The sequence below is a fragment of the Streptomyces sp. NPDC023573 genome, from assembly GCF_055559735.1.
In genome coordinates this window covers 481,709-497,908 of record NZ_JBVHKB010000005.1, presented here as the reverse complement: position 1 = coordinate 497,908, position 16,200 = coordinate 481,709, and the positions used below count along the sequence as shown (strand labels likewise).

Below are 16,200 nucleotides of genomic sequence, written 5' to 3'. Positions count from 1 at the left end.
TCCGGTCAGGACCCGCCGTTGATCTTCGCCTCGGTGACCGCGCCGGCCTGGACGCCCCACTTCTCGATGATCTTCCCGTACTCGCCGTTCTTGATGACCGCGTTCAGGGCCGCCTCGATGGCCTTGGTGAGCTCGTCGTTGCCCTTGGCGACGGCGATGCCGTACGGGGCCGCCTCGACCTGCTCGCCGACCAGCTGGAAGTCCTTGCCGCCGCCCGAGGTCTTCACCGCGTAGGCGGCGACCGGGAAGTCGGAGGAGCCCGCGTCGGCGCCGCCGCCGCGGAGCCGGGTCTGGGCCTCCAGGTCGTTGTCGAACGCCTGGACGGAGATCTTGCCCTTGCTGCCGCACTTGGCGCTCTCGGCCTTGGCGAGGTCGTGGGAGACCGTGCCCCGCTGCACGACCAGCTTCTTGCCGCAGAGGTCCGACCAGGTCTTGATGCCCTTGTCGTCGCCCTTCTTGGTGTAGATGGAGACGCCGGCGGTGAAGTAGTCGATGAAGTCGACGCCCTCGCCGACCTTCTTCTTCGTCTCGGAGTCGACGCCTTCCTGGCGGTCCTTCGTGTCGGTCATGGCCGACATCGCGAGGTCGTAGCGCTTCGAGCGCAGGCCCGTGAGCAGCGTGTCGAAGGTGCCGTTCTCGAAGACGAACTTCACGCCGAGCTGCTTGCCGAGGGCGTCCCCGAGGTCGGGGTCGATACCGACCGTCTTGCCGGACTCGTCCTTGAACTCGACCGGCGGGTAGGCGATGTCGGACCCGACCTTGATCTCACCCTTGTCCCTGACGGACTGGGGGAGCAGATCGGCCAGCGGTGCCTCCTCGGTGGCGCTCGCGCCGGACTCCTTCTTGGTCGCGCTGTCGGTCTGGTCGCCACAGGCGGTCAGCAGCAGAGTGCCGGCGACCGCGACTGCGCAGACCGCGGCAATCCGGGACTTCGCGGTCGTACGACAGAGGGTGCTTGCGGTCATGATCGGAATCCTCCGGCGGTGAGGGAATGCTGGTGGGGTGGATACGCACGCACCTTCGAGTGCCGCCACCTCGTGTGATTAGGGCATCTTGCCATTCGGACTCACCCAAACAGGGGGCCGGTCATGTCAAAATCGGGTAACGGGCGACCCCCGAACCTCAACGGGCCGACACGGCAAGGCCGGACCATCTGCTGGAAAGTGCGTGCCCCTCCGGAGAATCTCCGGTGCGTCTCGACCTACGGACGGCCTTTGTGGGCCTTAGTGGACTTGTCCAGATATTCGGCTATGAGTCATGTCACCGAGTCGATACCGACTCGTAAGAGGCCCGGTCCGTCCGGTAAGAAAGACCTTTACACCCCTCATCCGGGGCTCAGGGCGCGTGTGCGGCGCGCCCGCGCGTATGTGTCTCCCCTGCCGGAGCGGTCCAACCGCTCAGTGCCGGGAACGTACGCGGTGCCCGCCCACCCCTCCTCAACCAGGAGTGGCCACCCTCAACTGATGAAGACTTAAGGGGTCAACACAATGGCAGCGGAGATCGTCAATCCTCGCAGCGACAGCAAGACACACGGCGAGGCCGGTGCGGAAGGGCTCGGCAGTGCGGACGAGCTCTTCGATCCGGCGTTCGCCCTCCACCGCGGCGGGAAGATGGCCGTGCAGGCCACCGTCCCGATCCGCGACAAGGACGACCTGTCCCTCGCCTACACGCCCGGTGTCGCCAAGGTGTGCAGCGCAATCGCCGACAATCCCGAGCTCGTCCACGACTACACGTGGAAATCGCAGGTCGTGGCCGTCGTGACGGACGGCACGGCCGTCCTCGGTCTGGGGGACATCGGTCCCGAGGCGTCCCTCCCGGTGATGGAGGGCAAGGCGATCCTCTTCAAGCAGTTCGGCGGTGTCGACGCGGTGCCGATCGCGCTGGCCACGACCGACGCCGACGAGATCGTCGACACCGTCGTGCGCCTCGCGCCGTCCTTCGGCGGAGTGAACCTGGAGGACATCTCGGCACCCCGGTGCTTCGAGATCGAGCGCAAACTGCAGGAGCGCCTCGACATCCCGGTCTTCCACGACGACCAGCACGGCACCGCCGTGGTCACCCTCGCGGCTCTGCGCAACGCGGCGAAGCTGTCCGGCCGGACGCTCGGTGATCTGCGCGCCGTCATCTCCGGCGCGGGCGCGGCGGGTGTCGCCATCGCGAAGTTCCTGCTGGAAGCGGGCATCGGCGATGTCGCCGTGGCCGACCGCAAGGGCATCGTCAGCGCCGACCGCGACGATCTCACCGACGTCAAGCGCGAGCTGGCGGGGCTCACGAACCGCGCCGGCATCACCGGCTCCCTTGAGGCGGCGCTGGCCGGCGCCGACGTCTTCATCGGAGTCTCCGGCGGTACGGTCCCCGAGCCGGCCGTGGCCTCGATGGCACCCGGCGCGTTCGTGTTCGCCATGGCCAACCCGAACCCCGAGGTCCACCCCGATGTCGCGCACAAGTACGCGGCCGTGGTGGCCACCGGGCGGTCGGACTACCCGAACCAGATCAACAACGTGCTGGCGTTCCCCGGGATCTTCGCGGGCGCGCTGCAGGTGCGCGCCTCCCGGATCACCGAGGGCATGAAGATCGCCGCGGCGAACGCCCTGGCGGATGTCGTGGGTGACGAGCTGGCCGCGGATTACGTGATCCCGTCGCCGTTCGACGAGCGGGTCGCCCCCGCCGTCACCGCCGCGGTGGCCGCGGCCGCCCGCGCGGAGGGCGTCGCGCGGCGCTGACACAAGGCGGGGGAGCGGAATCCGCTGTGCGGGCTCCGCTCCCCCGCCCCGTCACGCGCGCGGCGCGTGTCACACCCTTGGACGGTTACGTCACGAGGCGTCACGGCCTATCGTCATGGCCATGTTCGCCGCCTACGCCGCACGCATCGACCGTGACCAGCCCCTCGACGGCCTCGAGCTGGGCGAACGCCCCTCACCGGAGAGCCGCCCCGGCTGGACCACCGTCCAGGTAAGAGCCGCATCGCTCAACCACCACGACCTCTGGTCCCTGCGTGGGGTGGGCCTCGCCGAGGACAAGCTGCCCATGATCCTCGGCTGCGACGCCGCCGGCGTCGACCAGGACGGCAACGAGGTCGTCCTGCACTCCGTCATCGGCCAGACGGGCCACGGCGTCGGCCCGGACGAACCGCGCTCCATCCTCACCGAGCGCTACCAGGGCACCTTCGCCGAGCAGGTCACCGTACCCAGCTGGAACGTGTTGCCCAAGCCGAAGGAGCTCACCTTCGAGCAGGCCGCCTGCCTGCCGACCGCCTGGCTGACGGCGTACCGGATGCTGTTCACCAACGCCGGCGTTCGGCCCGGGGACTCCGTCCTCGTGCAGGGGGCGGGCGGTGGTGTGGCCACCGCCGCGATCGTGCTCGGCAAGGCCGCCGGACTCCGGATGTTCGCCACCAGTCGCGACGAGGCCAAGCGCAAGCGGGCCGTCGAACTGGGAGCCGTCGAGGCCTACGAGCCCGGCGCCCGGCTGCCGAAGCGTGTCGACGCCGTCATCGAGACCGTCGGAGCGGCGACCTGGTCCCACTCGGTCAAGTCGCTGCGGCCCGGCGGGACCCTGGTCATCTCGGGTGCCACCAGCGGAGACCGGCCCTCGCACGCGGAGCTGACCCGGATCTTCTTCCTGGAACTCAGGATCGTCGGCTCCACGATGGGCTCCAAGGACGAGCTGGAGGACCTGCTGTCGTTCTGCGCGGCCACCGGTGTGCGGCCCGTGATCGACGAGACCCTGCCGCTGGACCGGGCCCGCGAAGGCTTCGAGCGGCTCGCCGCCGGAGACCTCTTCGGGAAGATCGTGCTCACCACGTCGTGAAGCGGCCGGTCGCGGAACTGCTGACGCCGGAAGGGCTGTCGCTGCGGCCCTGGCGGTCCGAGGACGCTCCGGCCGTGCTCCGCGCCTTCGCGTCCGAGGAGATGGCACGTCAGGCCGGACGGCCCGTCACGACCACCGCCGAGGCGCTGGAATGGATCGCCGCCCGTGAGGGCGAGCGGGCGGCCGGCAGTGCGTACACATGGGCCGTCGTCCGCGACGGAGCCGCGCTCGGCTCGGTGGCCGTGGCGGCGGTGAACCACGTCCACGGCACCGGCTGGGTCTCGTACTGGACCGTCGAGACAGCGCGGGGGAGGGGCATCGCGCTCGCGGGCGTACGGGCGTCGGTCTGCTGGGCCTTCGGTGAACTGAGCCTCCACCGGCTTGAGCTCGGGCACAGGACGAACAATCCCGCCTCCTGCGCCGTCGCCCTGCGGGCCGGCTTCGCCCCGGAGGGCATCGAGCGGCAGAAGCTCCGCTACGGGGACACACGGTACGACGTGGAGCGTCACGCCCGCCTCGCCACCGACCTTGTCAACGACGGTTGACGGAGGCCGTTTGTCAACGTAAGTTGACGTCATGACCGAAGCAACGGATCTCGCCGCGCGTGCCGGCGACCATGACCCCCGCGTCGGGCTGCGGGCGGTGGCAGCGCTGCGAAGGCTGCTCGAACAACTCGAAGCCGTCCAGGTGAGGAGCGCCCGCGTCCAGGGCTGGTCGTGGCAGGAGATCGCTGCCGAGCTGGGTGTCAGCAGGCAGGCCGTGCACAAGAAGTACGGGAGGCATTGATGTTCGAGCGATTCACCGTGGGAGCCCGGGCCACCGTGACCGGCGCGGTGACCCACGCCGAGCAGGCCGGAGCGGACTCCGTCACCGAGGAACACCTCCTGCTCTCCTTGCTGGACCAGGAGGGCAGCCGGGCGTCCTTCGCCGTCAGCGCCCTCGGACTCACCGACCGGCGCGCCTCGATGGAGGCCGCGCTCGGTGAGGCCCGCCGCCGAGGCGGGCTCACCAGGGCCGACGCGGAGGCACTCGCCGGCATCGGTATCGACATAGCCGAGATCGTGGCCCGGGTCGAGGACGCCCACGGCGAAGGAGTCCTCGCGGGCGACCGCGGGAACCGGCGCCGGTGGTCCGGACGCCGCACCTTCACCGGCGGTGCCAAGGGCATCCTGGAGAAGTCCCTGCGCATCGCCCTCGGCCGGCGCGACCGCTTCATCGGCGAGGAGCACCTGCTGCTGGCGTTGACCGCCTGCCCGGGCGTCGTCGCCGATGTGCTCGCCGATCACGGTGCCACCTACGCGACGGTGGAACGCGCGCTGTACGGCGACGGCGGGCAGGGCCAGGCCCGGGCGAGCTGACGACCGGGCGGCACGGTCCGGCCGGGCCGCCTCCGGCCGGACCGCGCACGGGGTCAGGACGTGCCGGAGGCGCCCTTCTCCTCCTCGGCCGATGACCGCAGCAGCGAACCGATACGTGTCGCGGCCGAGGCCAGATGGCCGCGCGCCTCCGACAGCTGCGCCTCGGTGACGCCGTGATCCCGGGCCGCGTCACGGATGTCGTCGCGGAACCGGTCCAGCAGGCGGTCCAGGTCCCGGGCCGGGTCACCGGTGGTCGTGGCATCGGCGGCCCACTCGACGTCCGGCTCCTCGGGCGCCGGACGGCTGTACGTCGGCCAGGCGCCGGTCCTGGCGAAGTTGCCCAGCTGGCCGGTGATCTCGGCCAGCCCGTCCCGCACTCCTGCGGGCCAGTCGCCCCGTGCGAAGTGTTCCTGGACCTGGCGCGCGGCGTTCTGCATCTGCTCCCGTGCCTTCTCGTGCGCTTCCTGAGCCTGACGGCGGGCCTGGTCCGCGTCCTCGCGGGCCTTGCGTGACTCGTCCTTCGCCCTGCGGGCCTGTTCCTTCCACTCCTGCTTGGCCTTGCGCAGCTCCTCCTTCGCCGTGCGCCACGCCTCCTTGTCCCCGAAGCCGGGGTCCCAGCCGCCCTTGCCGCCGCCGGAGGTGTGGCGGGACTCGGAAGCCGCCGCGCGCATCTCGCTGCGGAGCTGGCCTGCCGCTCCTCGCACGTCGTCCCGGATCTCGGCAGCCAGTTCGGAGACGGACTCGCGGATCTCCAGCTCCAGATCGGCCAGTTCGCCGCCGCGCCCCGCCAGCTCGGCCCGACCGGCGTCGGTGATGGAGTAGACCTTGCGGCCGCCCTCGGTGGCATGGGTGACCAGGCCTTCGGCCTCCAGCTTGGCCAGCCGCGGATACACGGTGCCCGCCGACGGGGCGTACAGCCCCTGGAAGCGTTCCTCCAGGAGCCGGATCACCTCGTAACCATGGCGGGGAGCCTCGTCCAGCAGCTTGAGGAGGTACAGGCGCAGACGGCCGTGGGCGAATACGGGAGCCATGTCAGAGCACCTTTCCGGTGGGCTCGGCGTCCTGCTGGTTGTCCTGGGCCGGTGGGCGGCGCAAGAGGGCGATGGAACCCGAGACGGTGGTCGCCTTCAGCTTCCCCGTGCCCGCTCCCAGCGTGCCGGTGATCTTCTTCGCGCCCCACTGACCGCCCACCCGTAGATCGTCGAAGGCGTTGGAGACGGTCCCGCTCGCGGTGTTCGCCTCGACCTTCGCGTCCGCCGGGTGCGGAAGGCGGATGGCGATCTCGCCGGACACCGAGGTCAGCCGGATGTCCGTCGGCTTCGGTGAGGTGTCGAGATCCAGCACCATGTGACCGGTGACGGACTCCGCCCGGACCGATGTGCCGGCGCCCTCGACGATCGTCAGGTCGCCCGACACGGACTGGAAGCGGAGGTCTCCGGTGACGGTCTGGGCTTCCAGGCTGCCGGACACGGTTTCGGCCCTGACCACTCCGGAGAGCCCCACCAGGGTGCTGTCCCCCGAGATGCCGCGCAGCTCCGTGCGGCCCTGGATTCCCGAGACGACCGCCTCCGCTCCGATGACACCGACCTCCACCGCCGCGCCGGCCGGCACGGCGAGCGAGACCGCGGCGCTGCGGTGCGGGCCCCTGCGGTCGAGCCAGGTCAGGAGGCCCTGCCACGGCAGGTCCTCGTAGGTGACGGTGAGGGTCCCGCCCTCCAGGGTGACGACCAGGGGTGGCCCGTCGATCTCGGCGACCTCCAGCCGGGCGGTCGGTTCGTCGGTGCCGACGACATTGACCATGCCGTCGACGATGCGCACGTTGAGTGCTGTCACTGGGGCGTCGAAGGCGAGCTTCTGGGGCTCGGCGACGGTCCACGTCGACTCGGGCATGGATCTGACCTCCCACTGGGTGGCGCGACGCAACATATCGCGTCTTACTGAGAACACGATATATCGCGGATCGAGGAAGTCAAGGGGCAGCCGGAACGGGTGCCGATGGGAGGGTGAGGATGGGTCGCCAATGGTTCATATATGGGCAAACTGACCTAGCGTGTGGGACATGACCGCGACATCCGTGGGCGCCCTGCTTCTGTGCCGCGCCGACCCCGAGACCGTACGGCCCGTGGCCCATCTCCTGCGGGAGCGCATGCTGCTCCTGCCCGCGGGGGACGGCTGGAGCGTGCTCGTCCCCGAAGGGAAGCCCTGGCGGAAGGACACCCACGAAGGCCACCGAGGCGCACCGGCCGCCGGGCCCACGGCGGCCGGCGGAGGCGTCGAACCCGTCGACCGGGTCGTCGGCGGCTGGGCCACCGCCCTCGCCGTGGGATCCGTCTGGCCGGTGCTCGCCCTGTGGTGGGACGGCGACCGCTCCGGCTACACCCTCGCCTCGGGCTTCCGCCGCCCGGTCGGCTACACCTGGCTCGCCGACGGCACCCCGGCCGCCGAGGAGGAAGCCATGCGGACGTCTGCACTCCGGTTGGGCCTCGACCCCGTCACGGACGTCCAGGCGCTGGAGGCCCTCACCCGCGAGGACCCGGGGGCGGACGCCGACGCCCGGCTGCGCGGACTGCTCGCCGTCCTCACCCGGGCCGGGGTCGGCCTGCCGACCGGTCTCACACCCGGGGAGCCCGCCGACCGGCTGCGTTCGGTCGCCGGGATCCACCCGGAGGCGGAACAGATCGAATGGGCCGGCTGGCGCGACGCCGTGCGCGTGGAACTCGACGCCGTGGAGAGCGGCAGCCTCGGCCCCTGGGTAGTCGGCCCCAGGGCACGCGCCGTGGCCGCGGGACAGGTCGCCGCGGGCCTGCCGCTGACCCTCTGGGGTGCCCGCCGGCGCAGCGGCGGCTGGCTCGCCGCCGGCCTCGTCCTTCTCGTGCAGGGCCTGCTGGGGCTCGCGTACAACCGCTTCAGGGACGCGGGCGGCGGAAGCCCGGGACGGTGACTGCCGGCTACTCGGCTATTCGTCTTCGTCTTCGTCGTCCAGGCGGGCCAGCCAGGTCGCGAGGCGCTCGACAGGGACCTCGAAGTCGGGGTTGAGGTCGACGAACGTACGGAGCTGCTCGGCGAGCCACTCGAAGGTGACCTCCTCCTCGCCGCGCCGCTTCTCAAGTTCCTCGATGCCACGGTCCGTGAAGTACATACGACCAGAATAACGAGGCCGGAAAGCGCGAGGGCCCGGCCCCGCGAGATGCTCGCGGGGCCGGGCCCTTCGATGGCGTACAGCCGCTGATCAGGCCTCGAAGACCTCGGCGACCAGCTGTGCCTGCTCGGCCTGGTGGCGCTTGGCCGAGCCGACCGCCGGGGACGAGCCGTGCGGACGCGAGATGCGGCGCAGGCGCTCACCGTGCGGGACGTCGGACCCGACGGCCAGGTCCAGGTGGTCGATCAGGTTGAGCGCGATGAACGGCCACGCACCCTGGTTCGCCGGCTCCTCCTGGGCCCAGAGGTACTTCTCGGCGTTCGGGTACTTGGCGATCTCGGCCTGGATCTCCGCACCCGGCAGCGGGTACAGGCGCTCCAGACGGATGATCGCCGTCTCCGTGTCGCCACGCTTCTCGCGCTCGGCGTCCAGGTCGTAGTAGAGCTTGCCCGAGACGAAGACGACCTTACGGACCGCTTCCGCCTTGACCGACTCGTCACCGATGACCGGACGGAAGCCGCCCGTGGTGAACTCCTCCGCCTTCGACGCGGCCGCCTTGAGGCGGAGCATCGACTTCGGGGTGAAGACGATCAGCGGCTTGTGGTGCGGGTTGTGCACCTGCCACCGCAGGAGGTGGAAGTAGTTCGACGGGAGCGTGGGCATCGCGACCGTCATGTTGTCCTGCGCGCACATCTGCAGGAAACGCTCCGGGCGGGCGGACGAGTGGTCCGGGCCCTGACCCTCGTAGCCGTGCGGGAGCAGCAGGGTGACGCCGGACGTCTGGCCCCACTTCTGCTCGGCCGAGGAGATGAACTCGTCCACGACGGTCTGCGCGCCGTTGACGAAGTCACCGAACTGCGCCTCCCAGATGACCAGGGACTCCGGACGGGCCAGCGAGTAGCCGTACTCGAAGCCCATCGCCGCGTACTCGCTGAGCAGCGAGTCGTAGACGTTGTACCGGGCCTGGTCGTCGGAGAGGTAGAGCAGCGGGGTGTAGTCCTCGCCGGTCTTCTGGTCGACGAGGACCGCGTGGCGCTGGCCGAACGTGCCACGGCGGGTGTCCTGGCCGGCGAGCCGGACCGGGGTGCCCTCCATGAGCAGCGAACCGATGGCCAGGGTCTCGCCCATGCCCCAGTCGATCGTGCCGTTCTCCACGGAGGCGGCGCGGCGCTGCATCTGCGGCAGGAGGCGCGGGTGCACGGTGATCCCGTCGGGGATGTTCACCTGCGACTCGGCGACCAGCTTGACGACCTCCGAGGACACCGCGGTGTTCACGGAGACCGGGAACTCCGCCTGCGCGTCCGGGACGTGCGGCTGGGACGGCGCCGAGGTGGCCTCGCGGACCTCCGCGAACACCTTCTCCAGCTGGCCCTGGAAGTCCTGGAGAGCCTGCTCGGCCTCTTCCAGCGTGATGTCGCCGCGACCGATGAGGGACTCGGTGTAGAGCTTGCGCACCGAGCGCTTCTTGTCGATCAGGGTGTACATCTGCGGGTTGGTGAACTCCGGGTTGTCGCCCTCGTTGTGACCGCGGCGGCGGTAGCAGATGAGGTCGATCACGACGTCCTTGTTGAACGTCTGCCGGTACTCGAAGGCGAGGCGCGCGACACGCACCACGGCCTCCGGGTCGTCGCCGTTGACGTGGATGATCGGCGCCTCGATCATGCGCGCCACGTCCGTGGCGTACATCGAGGAGCGCGAGGACTCCGGGGCGGCGGTGAAGCCGACCTGGTTGTTGATCACCACGTGCACGGTGCCGCCGGTGCGGTAACCGCGCAGCTGCGACATGTTGAGCGTCTCGGCGACGACGCCCTGGCCCGCGAAGGCCGCGTCGCCGTGGAGCGCGACGGGCAGGACAGTGAAGTCCGTGCCGCCCTTGTTGATGATGTCCTGCTTGGCGCGGGCGATGCCCTCGAGGACCGGGTCGACGGCCTCCAGGTGCGAGGGGTTGGCGGCCAGCGAGACCTTGATCTGCTCGCCGTCCAGACCGGTGAAGGTGCCCTCGGCGCCCAGGTGGTACTTGACGTCCCCGGAGCCGTGCATCGACCGCGGGTCGAGGTTGCCCTCGAACTCCCGGAAGATCTGCGCGTACGACTTGCCGACGATGTTCGCGAGGACGTTCAGCCGGCCGCGGTGGGCCATGCCGATGACGACCTCGTCGAGGCGGGCCTCGGCGGCGGAGTCGATGACCGCGTCGAGCAGCGGGATGACGGACTCGCCGCCCTCCAGCGAGAACCGCTTCTGGCCGACGTACTTGGTCTGCAGGAACGTCTCGAACGCCTCGGCGGCGTTGAGGCGGCGCAGGATCCGCAGCTGCTCCTCGCGCTCCGGAGCCGGGCGCGGACGCTCCACCCGGTCCTGGAGCCACTTGCGCTCCTTCGGCTCCTGGATGTGCATGAACTCGATGCCGGTGGTGCGGCAGTACGACTCACGCAGGACGCCGAGGATGTCGCGGAGCTTCATCATCGTCTTGCCGGCGAAACCGCCGACCGCGAAGTCCCGCTCCAGGTCCCACAGGGTGAGACCGTGCTCGGTGATGTCCAGGTCGGGGTGCTTGCGCTGGCGGTACTCCAGCGGGTCGGTGTCGGCCATGACGTGGCCGCGGACCCGGTAGGAGTGGATCAGCTCGAAGACCCGCGCGGCCTTGGTGACGTCGTCGTCGTGCGAGGCGTCGATGTCCTTGAGCCAGCGGACCGGCTCGTAGGGGATGCGCAGCGCCTTGAAGATCTCGTCGTAGAAGTCGTTCTCGCCGAGCAGCAGCTGGGACAGGACGCGCAGGAACTCGCCGGACGCGGCGCCCTGGATGACCCGGTGGTCGTACGTCGAGGTCAGGGTCATGACCTTCGAGATGCCCAGCTTGTTCAGCGTGTCCTGCGAGGTGCCCTGGAACTCCGCCGGGTAGTCCATCGCGCCGACGCCCATGATGAGGCCCTGTCCGGGCATCAGGCGGGGCACCGAGTGGACGGTGCCGATGCCGCCGGGGTTCGTCAGCGAGGCGGTGACCCCGGAGAAGTCGTCCATGCCGAGCTTGCCGACGCGGGCCCTGCGGACGATGTCCTCGTAGGCCTGCCAGAACTCGAAGAAGTTGAGCGTCTCGGCCTTCTTGATGGCCGCTACGACCAGCTGGCGGTCGCCGTTCGGCTTCACCAGGTCGATGGCCAGGCCGAGGTTGACGTGCTCGGGCTTGACCAGGGTCGGCTTGCCGTCCTTCACCGCGAAGGAGTAGTTCATCGACGGCATGGCCTTGAGGGCCTGCACCATCGCGTACCCGATGAGGTGCGTGAAGGAGATCTTCCCGCCGCGGGCGCGCTTCAGGTGGTTGTTGATGACGATGCGGTTGTCGAAGAGCAGCTTCACCGGCACGGCGCGGACCGACGTGGCCGTCGGCAGCTCCAGGGAGGCGTTCATGTTCTTCGCGACGGCGGCCGACGGGCCGCGCAGCGTCACGTACTCCGGGCCGGCGGGGGCCTCGGCCGGGGCGTCCGTCTTCGCGGGTGCCGGGGCCGCCTTCGCCGGCGCTGCCTTCGCGGGAGCGGCCGGCGCCTTCGCCGGGGCCGCCGGAGCGGCGGCCGCGGGCTGGGCCGGAGCCGCGGGGGGCGCGGCCGGAGCCTGCGTCGCGGCCTGTGCCGGAGCGGTGTTGTTCGCGGCGGTGGCGGCCGGGGCCGGGGTCACCGCTCCCGCAGGGGCGGGGACGGGCTTGTCCGCCGTGCCGGTCGTACCCGGCTTGTAGTCGGCGAAGAAGTCCCACCAGGCGCGGTCGACCGAACTGGGGTCCTGGAGGTACTGCTGGTAGATCTCGTCGACGAGCCACTCATTGGGGCCGAAAGCGGCCGCCGGGTTGGACCCGGAGCCTGCTTCTTGATCGGTCGAGATGCTCGAGTTACTGGGGGACTGAGACGACACGGCGGCAACCGCCCTCTTCCGCTTCACAAGGTGATGGACAGCGGAAATCAAGGCTACGCCTCCCGAGCCGTTACGTGCAGGCCGGGCCGGTCTTCGTCGTGCACATCACATCTGAAGGCGGGTTTCGGCGCATGAAATGGCGGGAAACAAGCAGGGTTCCGCTGCCCTTCGGGTACGCGAGGCCTGCGCTCAGGCCCCCTGGACCGTATCTCTTTCCCGGACGACAGGGAGAACGGGGCCCTCCGCTTCGAACACGGGGTCAACCGTGCGCCTGGGTGCTCCCTGGAAGGGTGACCTGGATTCGGCAGCCACGGGCGGATTCGGCCACGCCGATGCGGCCCCCGTGCAGATCCACCGCCCACCGGGCGATCGCGAGCCCGAGCCCGGTGCCGCCGTCGGAGCCCGGCCCGTGCGGGGAGGGCGCCTGGCCCCGGTTGAAGCGTTCGAAGACCCGGTGGCGCTCGGCCTCCGGGATGCCGGGGCCCTCGTCGACGACCTCCAGCTCCAGCGACTCGGGATACTCGCCGCGCCGCGCCAGCACGGTGACCCGCCCGTGCGGCGGGCTGTGCTTCACGGCGTTGTCGATGAGGTTGGCGACCACCTGGTGCAGGCGTTCCGCGTCCGCGTAAGCCGTCAGCTCGGGCGGCGACACGTCGAGGTGCAGATGGACGTCCGTACGGGAGTGGTTGCCCGAGCCGGAGGAGAGCCGGCGATGCGAGGCGGCGAGGTTGGCTTCCTTCAGCACGCCCGACAGATACGGCCAGACCTCGAAGCGGCGCGATTTGATCGCCACCACGCCGTTGTCCAGCCGGGAGAGGTCCAGCAGGGTCTCCACCAGCCTGCCCAGGCGTTCGGTCTGTTTCAGCGCCGTACGCATCGTCTCGGGATCGGCGGCGGACACCCCGTCCACCACGTTCTCCAGGACGGCTCTGAGCGCCGCGATCGGGGTGCGCAGCTCGTGGGAGACATTCGCCACCAGCTCCTTGCGGTGCCGGTCCTCCGCCTCCAGATCGTCCGCCATTCGGTTGATGGTCTGCGCCAGGTCCCCGAGCTCGTCACGCCGCCCGGCGCCGCTCACCCGTCTGGTGTAGTCGCCGTGCGAGATCGACCGGGCGACGGCGCGCATCTCGTCCAGCGGCGCGGTCAGACCGTGAGCGACGAACTGGGTGATCAGCAGAGTGGCGATCACCGAGAAGACCGTGATGAACCGGAATTCGGTCCTGGTCCGCAGGGCGACGATCAGCAGTCCGGTCGTGATGAACACGGAGACCACGACGAGCGTGCCCAGCTTGGCCTTGATCGAGAAGGGCCGCAGTCCCGAACCGGGCGGCGTCATGGCGCTGGTGTCTCCAGGGCGTAGCCGACGCCGTGCACGGTACGGATCCGCTCGGCGCCGATCTTCCGGCGCAGAGCCTTGATGTGACTGTCGACCGTACGGGTCCCTGAGGCGTCCGCCCAGTCCCACACCTCGGCCAGCAGCTGCTCCCGGGACAGCACCGCGCGCGGGGTGTTGGCCAGGCAGACCAGCAGGTCGAACTCGGTCGGGGTGAGGTGGACGTCGTCGGCGCGCACCCTGACACGGCGCTGTGCGTGGTCGATCTCCAGCTCGCCGAGGCGCAGGATGCCGCTGCGCGGCGTCACCGCGGCCAGCGCGGCCCGCTCGACCCGGCGCAGCAGGACGTGGACCCGCGCCGCCAGCTCCCGCATCGAGAACGGCTTGGTCATGTAGTCGTCGGCGCCGACCCCGAGCCCGACCAGCATGTCGGTCTCGTCGTCGCGTGCGGTGAGCATCAGCACCGGCACGGGCCGCTGAGCCTGCACGCGACGGCAGACCTCCAGGCCGTCGAAGCCGGGAAGCATGATGTCGAGCACCATCAGGTCGGGCTGCCACGCCTCGGCCGCGTCCACAGCCGCGGGCCCGTCCAGTGCGGTCTGCACCAGGAAGCCCTCGGCCCGCAGACGGGCGGAAATGGCGTCGACGATTGTTGCGTCGTCCTCTACCACCAGCACCCGGCGCTGAGCCCCGGGGGTGGCCGCGACGCCGTTGTGGGTGGTGTGTGTCTGTTCCATCGCCCCGCCCCTGCCCGTTCTCGCGGAGGCCATTCCCCCGGAGGCACGGTTATCGCTTGTGGATTTCGTCGGTGATCCCTTGTGCCGGTCAGCAGCGTAAAGGCACAAGGCACCTCTCGGCTACGCAGGGTGTTGTCCGTCGTGAAGGTGTTACCCACGGGAAAGGAGACGGAACGGCGGACTTGTGCCACCTGATCCGTGGTGGGGCGGGGTCGTGGGTACCGGGTGGGGGGTCAGCCGTCCCTGAGTGCGAGATGGACCACGTCCGGCACACCTCGGGCAACGGCTACTTCTTCGGTCGTTACTGCGTGGAATCCGGCATTCCGCAAAGCTTCGCCGAACTCGGCGGACGGCTGCGCGGACCAGACGGCGAGGACTCCACCGGGCGTCAGACGCGCGCGGCAGGCCGCGAGACCGGCGGAGGAATAGAGGTTTCCGTTGTCCTGGGTGACGGTCCAGTCGGGGCCGTTGTCGATGTCCAGGCACAGTGCGTCGTAACGCTCCGTGGTCGTACGGAGATGGGTGACGAGGTCCGTACGGAGGATCTCCGTCCGCGGATCGGAGAGCGCCGCCCCGGAGATCCGGCCGAGCGGTCCGCCGAGGTGCCAGTCGACGATGGCCTGCTCCCGCTCGACGACCGCGATCCGGCCCCAGCGCGGCTCGGCGGAGGCCCGCACCAGCGAGAAGCCGACACCGAGTCCGCCGATCAGTACCGACGGGTCCGGCCGGCCGGCGGGCAGCGCGGCGAGCGCCGCGTCGATCAGCAGCCGCTCGGAACGCCCGTCGGAGGTGTCCATCAGGAAGCATCCGTTGGCGATGATCTCGAAGTTGTCGCCGTGCTCACGCAGGACGACTTCGCCGAACGGGCCTTCGCGCCGGTCGAGGACGACGGGGCGGTGGGTGTCTGGGGCGTGCATGGTGCGGTCTCCGGTCTCCGGTCGGCGGCGGTCGTTCTCTCCGGGCATCCATCCTTCCTCGCCGCGGGCCTCCCGGACCAGCGGATTCGCCCGGTCTCACCCTCCGTGGCGCGGCGCCTTCGTGCCGTGCGCGGAGGTGTACTCGGCGGCAAGCCAGGGGGCGAGGTCCTCGATGAGCATCGCGAGCACGGCCGGATCGGGCGAGGGCGCGCGCGCCGTGACGGCGGCCGTGCGGACCTGCGCGGCGCGTTCCGGGGCGTCCGGGCGGAAGCGCGCGAACAGCTCGGCGGACCGCCGCAGGTCGCTCGTCCAGCCGCCCCAGGCCGGCATGACCAGCGTGAAAGCGGACCGTACGAGACGGCGGGCGACGCGCCGGCTCAGCCTGGTGCGCGCCTCGTCGGTGGTGGCTCCGGCGGCGTCGGCGCGCCACCGGGGGACCACGAGCGCGAGGTCGCCGTTGGTCTCGCGGGCCAGCAGCGATGTCGGCCGGTAGCGGGGCAGGCGCGCGGCCAGGTCCTCCCCCAGCAGCGGTGTGCAGAGGCAGGCGACGAAGAAGCCGGCGTCATGGCGCTCCGCTTCGCCGAGCACGTCGCGGACGGTGGAGAGGAGCAGTCCGGCCCCGTCGATCACGGGGAAGGCGGCGTCCAGGGCGGCGGCGGTCTCCCCGGCCGCCGCCCGGTCCCCGTCGGTGGGCCCGTCGCGCAGGACCACCTGCAGGTCCAGGTCGGAGACGCCGGGAATGGCCGTGCCCCTCGGGATGCTGCCGTAGAGGTAGGCGCTGTGCAGCCGCGAGGGGCCGAACGCGCCGGCGAGGCGTACGAGGACCGCCTCGACCACCGGGGCGAACGGCGCGGTCACGAGGCCGACGGACCCCTCGCGACGGATCGTTCCGTCCGTGGCGAGCCCTTTGTCCTCTTCGTGCATGACCGGATCCTCGCAGGTGAGGGGGTCGGGGATCGAGTGATCGCTGAGAGCGAACACGCTCCGGGGAACATTCGGCGGCTCA

Annotated in this window: 15 protein-coding genes; 6 read left to right on the top strand and 9 right to left on the bottom strand. The window is 70.4% G+C overall.

The window, feature by feature from the left end:
- Positions 1–5: 5 nt before the first annotated feature.
- Positions 6–965 carry an ABC transporter substrate-binding protein gene (locus tag ACZ32T_RS19260; protein ID WP_467266180.1) on the bottom strand — a complete coding sequence of 320 codons (960 nt, stop codon included), beginning with the start codon at positions 963–965 and terminating at the stop codon, positions 6–8.
- 522 nt (positions 966–1,487) lie between these two features.
- Between ACZ32T_RS19260 and ACZ32T_RS19255 the strand changes: the two genes are divergently transcribed.
- From ACZ32T_RS19255 to ACZ32T_RS19235, 5 genes are all read left to right on the top strand, one after another.
- Positions 1,488–2,723: an NAD(P)-dependent malic enzyme gene (locus tag ACZ32T_RS19255; protein ID WP_467266178.1), complete on the top strand. Its 1,236-nt coding sequence runs from the start codon at positions 1,488–1,490 to the stop codon at positions 2,721–2,723.
- 121 nt (positions 2,724–2,844) lie between these two features.
- Entirely contained in the window at positions 2,845–3,810 is a 966-nt protein-coding gene (locus tag ACZ32T_RS19250; protein WP_467266176.1) for a zinc-binding dehydrogenase, read from the top strand.
- Complete coding sequence (locus ACZ32T_RS19245; protein WP_467266174.1) at positions 3,807–4,355, top strand: GNAT family N-acetyltransferase; 549 nt, start codon at positions 3,807–3,809, stop codon at positions 4,353–4,355. Before ACZ32T_RS19250 ends, ACZ32T_RS19245 begins: the two co-directional genes overlap by 4 nt.
- Before the next feature lie 31 nt (positions 4,356–4,386).
- Positions 4,387–4,596, top strand: coding sequence for a sigma factor-like helix-turn-helix DNA-binding protein (locus ACZ32T_RS19240; RefSeq protein ID WP_033298277.1), 210 nt, complete (start codon positions 4,387–4,389; stop codon positions 4,594–4,596).
- Positions 4,596–5,168, top strand: coding sequence for a Clp protease N-terminal domain-containing protein (locus ACZ32T_RS19235; protein ID WP_467367910.1), 573 nt, complete (start codon positions 4,596–4,598; stop codon positions 5,166–5,168). The genes ACZ32T_RS19240 and ACZ32T_RS19235 overlap by 1 nt, the downstream gene beginning before the upstream one ends.
- Positions 5,169–5,221: 53 nt before the next feature.
- Here ACZ32T_RS19235 and ACZ32T_RS19230 read toward each other — a convergent pair whose 3' ends face one another.
- Together ACZ32T_RS19230 and ACZ32T_RS19225 are read right to left on the bottom strand one after the other, a co-directional pair.
- Positions 5,222–6,199, bottom strand: coding sequence for a helix-turn-helix transcriptional regulator (locus ACZ32T_RS19230; protein ID WP_467266168.1), 978 nt, complete (start codon positions 6,197–6,199; stop codon positions 5,222–5,224).
- Position 6,200: 1 nt separating this feature from the next.
- Complete coding sequence (locus ACZ32T_RS19225; RefSeq protein ID WP_467266166.1) at positions 6,201–7,058, bottom strand: DUF4097 family beta strand repeat-containing protein; 858 nt, start codon at positions 7,056–7,058, stop codon at positions 6,201–6,203.
- A gap of 169 nt (positions 7,059–7,227) precedes the next feature.
- Between ACZ32T_RS19225 and ACZ32T_RS19220 the strand changes: the two genes are divergently transcribed.
- Positions 7,228–8,109, top strand: a complete 882-nt coding sequence (locus ACZ32T_RS19220; protein WP_467266164.1) for a hypothetical protein — start codon at positions 7,228–7,230, stop codon at positions 8,107–8,109.
- Between the two features lie 15 nt (positions 8,110–8,124).
- Here the strand turns inward: ACZ32T_RS19220 and ACZ32T_RS19215 are convergent, their stop codons facing one another.
- The 6 genes from ACZ32T_RS19215 to ACZ32T_RS19190 form a co-directional block, all read right to left on the bottom strand.
- Entirely contained in the window at positions 8,125–8,307 is a 183-nt protein-coding gene (locus tag ACZ32T_RS19215) for a DUF6104 family protein (RefSeq protein WP_003961784.1), read from the bottom strand.
- A gap of 90 nt (positions 8,308–8,397) precedes the next feature.
- Positions 8,398–12,207, bottom strand: a complete 3,810-nt coding sequence (locus ACZ32T_RS19210; protein ID WP_467266161.1) for a multifunctional oxoglutarate decarboxylase/oxoglutarate dehydrogenase thiamine pyrophosphate-binding subunit/dihydrolipoyllysine-residue succinyltransferase subunit — start codon at positions 12,205–12,207, stop codon at positions 8,398–8,400.
- 259 nt (positions 12,208–12,466) lie between these two features.
- The gene (locus tag ACZ32T_RS19205; protein WP_467266159.1) at positions 12,467–13,543 is read right to left on the bottom strand and encodes a HAMP domain-containing sensor histidine kinase; all 1,077 of its coding nucleotides are present in this window, start codon (positions 13,541–13,543) and stop codon (positions 12,467–12,469) included.
- Positions 13,540–14,277, bottom strand: a complete 738-nt coding sequence (locus tag ACZ32T_RS19200) for a response regulator transcription factor (protein ID WP_014154105.1) — start codon at positions 14,275–14,277, stop codon at positions 13,540–13,542. The genes ACZ32T_RS19205 and ACZ32T_RS19200 overlap by 4 nt, the downstream gene beginning before the upstream one ends.
- A gap of 233 nt (positions 14,278–14,510) precedes the next feature.
- Entirely contained in the window at positions 14,511–15,194 is a 684-nt protein-coding gene (locus tag ACZ32T_RS19195; protein ID WP_467266263.1) for a spermidine synthase family protein, read from the bottom strand.
- Between the two features lie 96 nt (positions 15,195–15,290).
- Positions 15,291–16,118, bottom strand: coding sequence for a nucleotidyltransferase domain-containing protein (locus ACZ32T_RS19190; protein WP_467266157.1), 828 nt, complete (start codon positions 16,116–16,118; stop codon positions 15,291–15,293).
- Between the last annotated feature and the right edge of the window lie 82 nt (positions 16,119–16,200).